A 12,593-nucleotide genomic window follows, 5' to 3' on the forward strand; every position below is an offset into this window, starting at 1 on the left:
GAATCAGATTCCTTCTGGCAGGCGGATGCCTTGGTTGACGACGTGCAGGTTGAGGCGCTCGTCGGACGGGTTGGTGATCAGCAGGTCGTGGCTCAGGCCCTGAGGTTCGCTAGCCTCTTGTGTGGCCTGGCTCGATACGATCTGGCCGTTGGAGGCCTGTACGCCGAGGTAATCCTGACCCATCACCGGCAGGCTCGGCTCGCTCAGTGCAGGGAGCACGAACAAGATGCCGTTCTCGTACCGAATGGTGTAGTTGCTTAAGTCAGCACCGGTGGCAGCGCTGGCCACGATGGCGTGGGAGCCGGCGGCGGCACTGGCCGCTTCGCCGCTGCTGGCGAGGCTGACCGACACCACGCTGTCGCCGGCGACCAGGCCGCGGCTGCTGTAGCCGTTCAGGACGATGCTCTGCCCGGCAATCTTGGCGGCGTCATCGGCGGCAATGGTCAGTGCCGCCCTGGCGATAGCGGCCTGGGTGCTGCTGGTATCGCTGGCCAGGACGTAGTTGCCGGCATCGGCACCGCCGAGGGTGATCCCGATAATGGCGACCGATTTGGCGGCGCCGGCATTCTTGTCGGCGAAGGCGCCGCTAGCCGAGGCCACGGTCAGCTCGTCGTTGCCGAAACGACCGGTGAACGCGGCGGCGCCGGTGTTCACAGTGGCATCGGTGGTGCCGTCATAAGTGCGGTTCTGCGCGGTGATTCCGGTCACGCCACTGATGCTGGCCTTGGCGATATCGGCGCTGCTGGTGGCGGTGTTGTCGGCCAGGGTGTAGTTACCGGCATCGGCACCGCCCAGGACGATTCCGGTGATATCGACCGTCTTGCCGTTGCCGGCGTTCTTGTCGGCGAAAGTGCCACTGGCCGAGCTCACGCTCAACTCGTCATTGCCGAAACGACCAGTGAACGCGGCAGCGCCGGTGTTCAGTCCAGCAGCGGTGGTGCCGTCGTAGGTGCGGTTCTGCGCGGTGATTCCGGTCACGCCACTGATGCTGGCCTTGGCGATATCGGCGCTGCTGGTGGCGGTGCTGTCAGCCAGGGTGTAGTTACCGGCATCGGCACCGCCCAGGACGATTCCGGTGATATCGACCGTCTTGCCGTTGCCGGCGTTCTTGTCGGCGAAAGTGCCACTGGCCGAGCTCACGCTCAACTCGTCATTGCCGAAACGACCAGTGAACGCGGCAGCGCCGGTGTTCAGTCCAGCAGCGGTGGTGCCGTCGTAGGTGCGGTTCTGCGCGGTGATGCCGGTCACACCACTGATGCTGGCCTTGGCGATATCGGCGCTGCTGGTGGCGGTGTTGTCGGCCAGGGTGTAGTTACCGGCATCGGCACCACCGAGGACGATATTGTCGATGTTGACGGTCTTGCCGTCGCCAGCGTTCTTGTCGGTAAAGGCACCGCTGGCCGAGGCCACGCTCAACTCGTCATTGCCGAAACGACCAGTGAACGCGGCAGCGCCGGTGTTCAGTCCAGCAGCAGTGGTGCCGTCGTAGGTGCGGTTCTGCGCGGTGATGCCGGTCACACCACTGATGCTGGCCTTGGCGATATCGGCGGTCGTGCTGGCGGTGTTGTCGGCCAGGGTGTAGTTACCGGCATCGGCACCACCGAGGACGATATTGTCGATGTTGACGGTCTTGCTGTCGCCAGCGTTCTTGTCGGTAAAGGCGCCGCTGGCCGAGGCCACGCTCAGCTCGTCGTTGCCGAAACGACCAGTGAACGCAGCAGCGCCGGTGTTCAGTCCAGCAGCAGTGGTGCCGTCGTAGGTGCGGTTCTGCGCGGTGATGCCGGTCACACCACGGATGCTGGCCTTGGCGATATCGGCGGTCGTGCTGGCGGTGCTGTCAGCCAGGGAGTAGTTGCCGGCATCGGCACCACCGAGGACGATATTGTCGATGTTGACGGTCTTGCCGTCGCCAGCGTTCTTGTCGATAAAGGCACCGCCGGCCGAGGTCACGCTCAGCTCGTCGTTGCCGAAACGACCGGTGAACGCGGCGGTTCCGGTGTTCAGTCCTGCAGCGGTGGTGCCGTCGTAGGTGCGGTTCTGCGCGGTGATTCCAGTCACGCCACTGATGCTGGCCTTGGCGATATCGGCGGTCGTGCTGGCGGTGCTGTCAGCCAGGGTGTAGTTACCGGCATCGGCACCGCCGAGGACGACATTGTCGATGTTGACGGTCTTGCCGTCGCCGGCGTTCTTGTCGGTAAAGGCACCGCTGGCCGAGGCCACGCTCAGCTCGTCGTTGCCGAAACGACCGGTGAACGCGGCGGCGCCGGTGTTCAACGTGGTATCGGCGGTGCCGTCATAAGTACGGTTCTGTGCGGTGATGCCAGTTACGCCACTGATGCTGGCCTTGGCGATATCGGCGCTGCTGGTGGCGGTGTTGTCAGCCAGCGTGTAGTTGCCGGCGTCGACGCCGCCCAGGACGATTGCGGTGATATCGACCGCCTTGCCGTTGCCGGCGTTCTTGTCGGCGAAGGTGCCACTGGCCGAGCTCACGCTCAACTCGTCATTGCCGAAACGACCGGTGAACGCGGCAGCGCCGGTGTTCAGTCCTGCAGCGGTGGTGCCGTCGTAGGTGCGGTTCTGCGCGGTGATGCCGGTCACGCCACTGATGCTGGCCTTGGCGATATCGGCGGTCGTGCTGGCGGTGCTGTCAGCCAGGGTGTAGTTACCGGCATCGGCACCGCCGAGGACGATATTGTCGATGTTGACGGTCTTGCCGTCGCCGGCGTTCTTGTCGGTAAAGGCGCCGCTGGCCGAGGCCACGCTCAGTTCGTCATTGCCGAAACGACCAGTGAACGCGGCGGCGCCGGTGTTCACAGTGGCATCGGTGGTGCCGTCATAAGTGCGGTTCTGCGCGGTGATTCCGGTCACGCCACTGATGCTGGCCTTGGCGATATCGGCGGTTGTGCTGGCGGTGTTGTCAGCCAGGGTGTAGTTACCGGCATCGGCACCGCCGAGGACGATTCCGGTGATGTCGACCGTCTTGCCGTCACCAGCGCTCTTGTCGGCAAAGGCAGCGCTGGCCGAGGTCACGCTCAACGCGTCATTGCCGAAACGACCGGTGAAGCCGGCGCTACCCGTGTTGAGGCTGACATCGGTAGTGCCGTCATAAGTGCGGTTTTGCGCGGTAATACCGGTCACGGCACTGATGCTGGCCTTGCCGATGACATAGCTGCCCTCGACAACCTCGATGTCATAGCCCTGCTGATCGGAATACAAACCGGTCAGCCCCAGGCCATAAGTGCCTGCATTGCGCGTGGAAACACTGGAGTAGCTGGCGCTGCCCTGCAGGTTGGCACTGCTGTCGGAGAGGCTGTGGCTTACCCCTGCGACCGTGCCGCTCGTGCCGTCATAAGTCTTGCCGGTAACATCGTCGACCGTGACAGTCACTGACTTGAGAAGACTGCGCAGCAGCGGGCCAGAATAGCCGTCATAGATTCGCCAGGCAGCGTTCGAACCGCCGGTAGTGGCGATGCTCCAGCCAGTGAAGGTGGAAGCCTGGGTCAGCTGATTCCGGTTTTTTCCAGTGCCGAGCGAGTTGCCGCTGAATAATCCCGTATTGGCGCCGCCGTTGTTGATTTCCGCGCCATTGGCGTCGGTGGTGGCGTAGAAGCTGCGCGCCACGACGCCGCCGCCATTGTTCAGTCCAGCCAGACCACCGAGTGCACCAGTGCCACTCACGCTACCGGTTGCGAATGAGTCATCGATCCGGGCGCCATTGAAGCCGATCAGACCGCCAACATAGGCGCCTCCTGTCACGTTGCCGGAGGCATAGGTGTTGATTACGTTTTGCTCGCTGTAGCCAGCCAGGCCGCCAACACTGGAGTTGCCGTTCACCGCGACAGCGGCATAAGCACTATTGATCAGCCCGCCACTGCTACCCACCAAACCGCCGACGTTGCTATTGCCCGTCACGCTGCCCGTGACATAGACATTACTGAGGGCGCTGTAACTTCTGCCAACCAGGCCGCCGACGTCGTTATTGCCCACGACAGTGGCGCCCACCAGACCGATATTGCGAATCACACTCCCGACGTTGGTGTAGCCAAACAGGCCGACGGAGTCGGTGCCCGTGCGGTTGATGGTGAGCCCTGTCACGGCATGGCTGCCGCCGTCCAATTGCCCGGTGAAACGGTTGCCGGTGTCGCCCACCGAAACGAAGCCTGCCGTGCTCCACATGCCGCTGGCATTGCTGCCCGCGGTAGCGCTGGCATCGATATCGCGTGCCAGGGTGTAGCTGGCACCGAGGCTGTAGGCCATCAATTGCAACTGGTGGTCGTTGCCGACGCTGGTGCTGTATTCGCTGGCGAGGAAGGGGCGCGTCTGGCCCTCGATCATGATCCAGCCATTCGCACCTGTGGTGTAGACGTTGCCAGTGCCGGCGACGAGGCTCCAGGTGCCAAGGTTGCCATAGCTGCTGTGGTTGTAGCGGTTGCTGGAGGTGACGGCGCTCACGTTTACGCCATTGAAGAAGTCGGAAAAGTTGGGTTTGGCGCTGCCAGTGCTGTCGCTGTCCCAGTTGGACTCGCCTACAAAGCCGAAGACGGTGTTGCTTCCGACCAGACCACCGAAGAAAACATCTCCCGACTGGACTAGACCGGTGGCATAGGCGAACCTGACGGTCATTTCGTTGCTTCCGACCAGCCCGCCGACCTCTACCTGGCCCGTGACGTTGCCAGTGGCATAGGCGTTGTTGATGATGCCCCTGTTGACCCCGACCAGCCCTCCGACGGAATTTTGACCCGTGACGCTGCCAGCGGCATAGGCGTTGGTGATGGGGCCGTCGTTGATCCCGACCAGCCCTCCGACGCCCGCCTGGCCATTGACTGTGGCAGTGCTAAAGACGTTGCTGACTGTTGCCTGGTTGACTCCGATCAGCCCACCAACTGTGTTCCCGCCTGTGACGCTACCACCGACCAGGCCAATATCGCGGATCACGCTGCCGCTGTCGGCGTAACCGACCAGACCGACATTGTCGGTCCCGCTACGGTCGATAGTGAGGTTGGAGAGGGTATGACCCAACCCGACCAGTCGGCCAACGAACGCTTCATTCCAGGTCCCCACCGGCACCCAGTTACTGATGCTGCCCAGGTCGATATAGCTACCCACGGCGTAGTTGCCGTGTCGGTTGTCGTTTATGGCTTGCAGCGCCTGGGCATCGTTGACCACGTTGTAGGTGAACGTGTTGCCGGCCAGGCCTTTCTGCGTGCTGAAGTTCAGCCCGCTTTGCAGATTGATCGGCGCCTTGAGGTTGTAGTCCGCCGTGCCACCACTGATGCTGGCCTGGCCGTACTTCAGCGCGACCTTGCCATTGGCGTGCCGGGCAGTAATGGCGGCGTTGATATTGATGTTGTTATGGGCGCTGAGAGTGAGCGTGGTGCCCGCATTCCAGGTCACGGCGGCGTTGACGTGGATATCGCCCGGTTCGGCGCCGGTATTGGTGGCGACGGTTTGCAGGGTGACGTCGGTGGTCGCCAGGTTGCTGGAAAGCGTGTCGGCGCCCATGCCACTGTCAGTCTTGGCTGTACCGCCCGCGCTGACGGTGAAGTCGGTCGGGTCGATCAGCCAGGTACCGGTCTTGCCATTCTGGGCCAGGGTGGTGACCTTGGCGCTGTCCGCCACCTTGACGTGAGCACCCGAGGTTTCGACAAAACCGCCGTTGCCGCCGCTCGCCGCACTGGCGTCGAGGGTGCCGGCCACCTGTACGCTGCCGCCATCGAAGCTGCCAAGCAGGACGATCTTGCCGTTCTTCTCGCCAACCGTCTGCGCTTCGATGGTGCCGGTGTTGTTGACCACGGTGTTGATCAGCACGTCACCGGCATTGGCAGTGAGCAATACCTGGCCGCCATCGGCCTTGATCAGCTGGTGGTTTTCCACCAGCGCATCGACCACCGCCTCGTCCACCTGCACGTTGAGCAGGCCGTCGCCGGCGAAGTCCAGGGTCACGGCGTTGCCCGCCGCCAGGGCCACGCTGCCCTGGTTGGCGACGATCACCCCGTTGTTGCTGACCGTGCCGCCAAGCAGGGCGACGCTGCCGCCATCGGTGGCGCTGACCTTGCCGTTGTTGACCACCGCAGCGTTCTTGCCGTTGCTCTTGAACGCGTAGTTGCCGGCCTCGAAGTCGCGGTTGCTGATGTCCAGGGTCGAGGCCACCAGGCCGCCGACATTGACCTGGGCGTCCTTGCCGAACAGTACGCCGTTGGGGTTGACGATGAAGACCCCGCCATTGGCATCGAGCTGGCCCATGATCTTCGAGCCATCGGCGCCCAGAACCCGGTTCAGCGCAACCGAATCGCGGCCGGGCTGGTTGAAGGTCACCTTGTTGCCGGCGGCGATATCGAAGCTCTGCCAGTCGATGGCGAGCTTGTTGCTGGCCTGGTCGATAACCATCTGGTTGTTCGCCGGCAAGCCGATCTGCCCCTGCCCCGCCGTCACCTGGCCGCCAGTCGGTAGATCGGCAGCATTGGCCAGTGCCGGCAGCAGCAGGATCGCCGCCAGCACTGCGCCAGCGCCCTTGCCCCGTCGCCGGGCATGTTCATCGGCAACGCTCCAGGCGCCGAAATTTGGGTTCCAGACGAGGGCATAAGTGCGGTTCATGGGGGCTCCCTTTAGCGATCAAGGCGCAGGCGCGTGCTGACCAGCAGGCCTGGCAAAACGCTATTGGACGTGAAGGTATTGGCCACTGGCTATCACTGAAACTAGGTAATTTCACACCGGGGCGTGGCAGCGCTATACCTGATTCTGGCGATGGTCGAAGGCCACTATCGCGTGTCGAATTCGCGCATCTTCCACTTACTGCCACGGATTGCCTGCCGCCCATGCGGCTTGTTGTCCTGAGCCTGCTGCTGGTCCTGCTGCCGTGGCTTGCGAGCCTGGCGCAGGCGAGCTGCCAGACCAGCATCAGCCGCGTCCTTGTCGCCCTGAGCAGCACATTGAGTGTGCGGTTATCCACCCTGCCCGCCCGCGCCTGGCCGGTGTCATCACTGATGAAATAGCGCGCATCCAGGGCCAGCTTGCCCGGCCCGACCTTGCGGCTGCCAAGCAGGCCGAGGTAGTGCTGGCCGTAGACCTGGTCCAGCTCGCCATACTGGTAGCTGAGCACCAGGTCCGGACTGAGCGCGTAATCCACGCCGCCCATGCGGAAGTCGTCAGCCTCCGGGGTGCCGCTGAAGCGCCGGTTCTTGTTGACCAGGCCTCGCTGTGGGAGTAGTCGCGTTTGGTGGTGCGGTCGATCTGGGCGTAGGTGAAGGTCAGGTTGTCCAGTTCCTTCGAGGTCAGCGCGCCGCCCTGGAAGGTCTGCGGCAGGATGCGCCCGGTGCTGGAAGCGATGGTCGGGTACTTGAGCAACTGGGTGCCGATCTTCAGCTCGGTCTTCGACAGGCGAACCTTGCCGGCGACGCCGAATTTGCTGTACTCGTCGGACACCCGGCCGTCGTCGCCTACCGGCAGCAGACCGGTACCGCTGCGACCGGCCGAGGAGTCGAGCTTGAGGCCGAGCATGCCGATGGCATCTACGCCGAAGCCCAGGGTGCCCAGGGTGTAGCCGGAGCGGAAATCGAGGATGAAACCCTGAGCCCATTCCTCGCGCTTGGAGATCCCGGCATCTTCGCGGAAGTCGCGGTTGAGGTGGAAATTCTGGGCTTTCAGGGTGGCCTGGCTGTCGTCCAGGAAGCCGGCGGCATGGACCTGGAGGGACAGGGGCCGCAGGGTAAGAGCAGGCAGGATCTTGTTTTTGTTGTGCATGGCTGGTCCGTTGGGCCGGATCGGAGTCCGGCCTTTTCTGTTTATGTTGTTTATCAGGGCCCTATCGCTGCATGGGTATCTACACATCTTTTGAGGCGAGAAAGCCCGTCAGTAGATCGCATCAGGGCTGACAGGTGCTTGGCACGACTTCTCTAGCGCCCTTTAGATCGAGCGCCGCCCGCGCGGCGCATCGCCGGCAACGCCGGCTCCCACAAGGTCAGCGGTGTACACGATACCTGTGGGAGCCGGCGTTGTCGGCGATGAGGTCCTCGAGCAAAATGCAATACTTAAATATTCAATCAATTTTTAATTCCTAAAAATAATAATAAAAATAGATCAAAACAGTATTTCTGCCCCTCCCTCCCCCCTTGTTACAGTCCCTCCAGACCCGACCCCTCGCACGGTGGAGGCGCCCGATTCATCCACCTGCGAGTACGCCCCGATGAGCCACAGCATTACCCGCCTGTCGAACCACAACCATCGCCTGCAACTGAGCGCCCCGACCACCCACGCCGATCTCCACGCCGAACGCCTGCACCGCAAGCAACGTCTCGCCGCGTCCTACCGCCTGTTCGCCGAACTGGGCTTCGAGGTCGGCCTGGCCGGGCATTTCACCGCCCGCGACCCGATCGAGACCGAGCATTACTGGATCAACCCACTGGGCGTGCCGTTCTCGCAGATCCGCACCAGCCATCTGCTGCGGGTTAACGGCCAGGGGGAAGTAGTGGAAGGCGATGGCCTGCTCAATACCAGCGCCCTGGAACTGCACTACGAGTTGCAGAAGGCCCGTCCGGAGGTGGTCGGCATTGCCCATCTGCACGGGTTCCATGGCCGGGTCTGGTCGTCCCTGGGCCAGCTGTTCCAGCCAATCACCGCCGAGTCCTCGGCCTTTGTCGGTGAGCAGGTGCTGTTCGACCGTCACGCCCTGCACACCAACGATCGCGACCTGGTGGCCCACGCCTTCGTCGAGACCTTCGCCGACAACAACCTGCTGGTCTGGCAGAACCACGGCCTGTGGACCACCGGGCAGACGGTGGAGAGTGCGGCGTGGCGCTTTATCCTCGCCGACGACACCGCCCGCGCCCATCTGCTGGCGTACTCCGCCGGCCAGCCACGGGTTCCGGAACTGGGCGAGGACAGCTTCAATTCGGCTCAACGGGAGCTGTTTGGCTGGCTGAACTTCCTGCCGCTGTGGGACCGCATCGTCCAGCAACAACCCGACCTGCTGGACTGAGCCATGAACATCGACCTCCACCGCCGCCGCTTCCTCAGCCACAGCGCCCTGCTCGGCCTGGCGGCGGGCATGGCACCGGCACTGGCGAGCACTGCGCAAGCGCTGCGGGTGTGGCGCTACAAGGGCCAGGCCGCCAGCTTTCTCGGCGATGCCGGCCAGGCCGCCACGCCCTACCCCGTGGAATGGGTGGATATTCCGGGCGGAGCCATGGTCCTCGAAGCCTTCGCCAGTGCCAGCCTGGACTACGCCTTCATGAGCCCGGTGCTGCCCCTGTTCGCCAGCGCCGCCGGCAATCCGCTGGTGCTGATCGCCAGTTACCAGGGCGAGCAGAACCGCAGTGGCCTGATCGTCAAGCGCGGCAGCGGCATCCGCTCGATCGCCGACCTGAAGGGCAAGCGCATCAGCTTCGTGCGCGCCACCGACACCCACTACCTGGTGCTCAACCTGCTGCGCGACACCGGCCTGACCCTTGCCGATATCCAGGCCCGGCCAATGCCGGCGCGGGATGCGCTGATCGCCTTCCAGAACGGCCATCTCGACGCCATCGTCGCGGGCGGAATCGGGGCCCTGCAGGCGCTGACGCAAATGGACGGTGAGTGGCTGGCCGACGCAAGCCGCTACCAGTGCGGCAACTACCTGATCGCCACCAGCGCCAAGGTGCTCGCACAACCGGGCAAGCAGGCACAGATCGCCGACTTCCTGGAGCGCGAGCGCGCCACCTGGGACTGGGTGGAACGCAACCCCGAGGCCTGGGCTGCGCGCAACGAAGCCCTGACCGGGATCTCCCGCGAGCTTTACCTGCAACAGTTCAACCAGCGCCAGCACCCGTGCTGCCTGCTGCCGGTGAGCGAAGAGGACATCGCCGCCCAGCAGCGCATCGCCGACCTGTTCCACGACAGCGGCCTGCTGCGCCAGCCGCTGACGGTCCGCGACTTCTGGGACCGGCGCTTCACTTCCTTGCTCAGCGGCCAGGGATCCGCCGCGGCATAAGCGTACCGGCGCGCGCCGGACGAGACACAGGCACGCCAGGACACGGGAGCAATGGACCTCCCGCCGGCCCGGCCATGCCTGGAAAACGTGAAACAACCTATGAGAGCCCGTTCGATCGCACATCCAGGGCCTGACTGCCAATCGAACCCTTAGGAACCGTCATGAAGTCCGTACTCACCCCTTTGTCCATGGCCCCGGCGCTGTTCGCCGGCTACCTGCTCAGCCCCCTGGCGCTGGCTGCCGACAGCGATACCGCGCTCGGCACGGTGATCGTCACCGGCTCGCGCGGCAGCGAAGTGCGCACCGTCACCAGCAGCCCGGCACCGATCGATGTGATCGACAGCAAGCAGCTCGAACAGACCGGCTCCAGCAGCCTGCGCGAAGCCCTGCAGAAGACCCTGCCGTCGTTCTCCCAGCGCCCCTCCGGCACCTCCAACGACAGCGTCGCCCGCCCCTACAGCCTGCGCGGCCTGAACGGCTCCAACGTGCTGGTGCTGGTCAACGGCAAGCGCCGCCACAACAGCTCGGTGATCAACCTCGACTCCACCGCCGCCTACGGCACCAACCCGGTGGACCTGGACATGATCCCGGTCAGCGCCATCGACCATATCGAGGTCCTGCGCGACGGCGCCTCGGCGCAGTACGGCTCCGATGCCATCGCCGGGGTGATCAATATCATCCTCAAGCAGCACGACAACGGTGGCTCGGCCAGCACCCAATATGGCCAGTACTACGAGGACGGCGACGGCGGCAACCTGCGCCAGACCCTCAACCAGGGCCTGGCCCTGGGTGATAACGGCGGCTTCTTCAACTATGCCCTGGACGCCAAGTCGGTACAGACCGCGACCCGCTCCCGCGAGGCCACCGGCAACCTGTATTTCGCCGGCGACCCGCGCAACGCCACCGCCGACCGCGAAGTGCAGAAGAACGGCCTGCCGAAGATCAAGGCGATCAACCTGTCGTACAACGCCGAGCTGCCGGTGAGCGACGACCTGACCCTGTATTCCTTCTCCACCTACAGCCAGCGCGACGCCAAGGGTGGACAGAACTACCGGCGCCCCAACTCGACCAACATCATCCCCGAGATCTACCCGGACGGCACCGCGCCCTTCTACACCCTGAAGGAAGACGACTACCAGGCCGCCATCGGCGGCAAGGGCGAGATCGCCGACTGGCACTGGGACCTCAGTTCCACCTTCGGTCGCGCGAAAAGCCAGGCCGGGGCCGACGAGACCCTCAATGCCTCACTCGGCCCGAGCAGCCCGACCCACTTCGATACCTACAGCAATACCTTCGACCAGTGGACCAACAACCTCGACCTGACCCGCGCCTTCGAGGTCGGCCTGAGCAAGCCGCTGCAAGTCTCCTGGGGCCTGGAACACCGTCACGAGCGCTACAAGACCGAGTCGGACGACCCGCTCTCGTGGATCAACGGCGGCTATATCTACCCCAGCGGTCCGCTGGCCGGGCAGCCCGGCTCGGTGGGGGCCCAGGGCGCGATCACCCTGCCCCCGGAAGACGAAGGCCAGGCCAGCCGCAACAGCTACGCCAGCTATGTCGACCTGGGCATCAACCCTACCGAGAAGCTCTACCTGGGCGCCGCCGCACGCTTCGAAAAATACGACGACAGCAGTGGCAACACCCGCAGCGGCAAGCTCACCGCGCGCTATGACTTCACCCCGACCTTCGCCGTGCGCGGCACGCTGAGCAATGGTTTCCGCGCGCCGTCGCTGTCCCAGTCGATCTACGCCCAGACCGCCAACCAGTACACCACGGTCAATGGCGTCTCGCAGTTCGTCGAGGCCAAGACCGCCCGGGTCGATTCGGCCCTGGCCAGGGCCCTCGGCGCCGAGGACCTGAGCCCGGAGAAGTCGCGCAATATCAGCCTCGGCCTGACCTGGCAGCCACTGGCCCAGGCCAGCGTGACCCTGGATGCCTACCAGATCGAGATCCGCGACCGCATCGCCCTGACCGGCTTCCTCTACGGCAATGGCGTCGACCAGATCCTCGCCGACAACGGCTACAAGCCCGGCTACCGCATCAAGTACTTCACCAACGCCGCCGACACCACCACCCGCGGCGTCGACCTGGTGGCCGACTACCGGGTCGACTACGGGCAGTTCGGCCGGGTGAAATACGGCATAGGCGCCAACTACAACAAGACCGAGATCGACGACATCAAGCAGACCCCGGCCTCGCTCAAGGCCGCCGGCAACAACCTGGAGCTGTTCGACCGGGTCGCCCAGGGCTACCTCACCGTGGCCAACCCCAAGACCAAGCTGATCCTCAGCGCCAACTGGCAGATCGAGCGCTTCACCGTGAATGCTGCAGTGACCCGCTACGACAAGGTCGTGGCCCGCGACGCCAACCCCAACTATGACGTGACCTACGGCGCCAAATGGCTAACCGACCTGGAAGTGGCCTATGCGGTCACCGACAACTTCGACGTCGCCGTGGGCGCCAACAACCTGTTCGACGTGCGCGCCGACAACAACGCATTCCCCGCCGGCGACGTCAACGGCTTCCCGAAATTCGGCTCGATCTCGCCCTTCGACCCGTACGGCGGCTTCTGGTACACCCGTATCGCCTACAACTTCTGACCCCACCGAACCCGTGCCCGCCGTGTTCG

General features: G+C 64.0%; 5 protein-coding genes and 1 pseudogene. 3 read left to right on the forward strand and 3 right to left on the reverse strand.

Annotation, left to right across the window (positions count from 1 at the left end; all coding sequences use genetic code 11):
• Nucleotides 1–3 precede the first annotated feature (3 nt).
• From AC2CQI_RS07235 to AC2CQI_RS07245, 3 genes and pseudogenes are all read right to left on the reverse strand, one after another.
• Nucleotides 4–6,594 (reverse strand): YDG domain-containing protein, encoded by a 6,591-nt coding sequence (locus AC2CQI_RS07235; RefSeq protein ID WP_484579707.1) that lies wholly within the window; start codon nt 6,592–6,594, stop codon nt 4–6.
• On the reverse strand, nt 6,533–7,135 hold the full coding sequence (locus AC2CQI_RS07240; RefSeq protein WP_484579708.1) for an OprD family outer membrane porin: 603 nt from the start codon (nt 7,133–7,135) through the stop codon (nt 6,533–6,535). Before AC2CQI_RS07240 ends, AC2CQI_RS07235 begins: the two co-directional genes overlap by 62 nt.
• A gap of 95 nt (nt 7,136–7,230) precedes the next feature.
• Nucleotides 7,231–7,827: pseudogene (locus tag AC2CQI_RS07245) on the reverse strand (OprD family outer membrane porin); the annotation flags it as partial.
• Nucleotides 7,828–8,182: 355 nt separating this feature from the next.
• Between AC2CQI_RS07245 and AC2CQI_RS07250 the strand changes: the two are divergent.
• From AC2CQI_RS07250 to AC2CQI_RS07260, 3 genes are all read left to right on the forward strand, one after another.
• Nucleotides 8,183–8,974 (forward strand): class II aldolase/adducin family protein, encoded by a 792-nt coding sequence (locus AC2CQI_RS07250; protein ID WP_484579709.1) that lies wholly within the window; start codon nt 8,183–8,185, stop codon nt 8,972–8,974.
• A 3-nt stretch (nt 8,975–8,977) separates the two neighbouring features.
• Complete coding sequence (locus tag AC2CQI_RS07255) at nt 8,978–9,964, forward strand: ABC transporter substrate-binding protein (RefSeq protein WP_484579710.1); 987 nt, start codon at nt 8,978–8,980, stop codon at nt 9,962–9,964.
• Nucleotides 9,965–10,125: 161 nt separating this feature from the next.
• The gene (locus tag AC2CQI_RS07260) at nt 10,126–12,564 is read left to right on the forward strand and encodes a TonB-dependent receptor plug domain-containing protein (protein WP_484579711.1); all 2,439 of its coding nucleotides are present in this window, start codon (nt 10,126–10,128) and stop codon (nt 12,562–12,564) included.
• Nucleotides 12,565–12,593: the final 29 nt, after the last annotated feature.

The organism is Pseudomonas sp. P2S-1, from assembly GCF_057197725.1.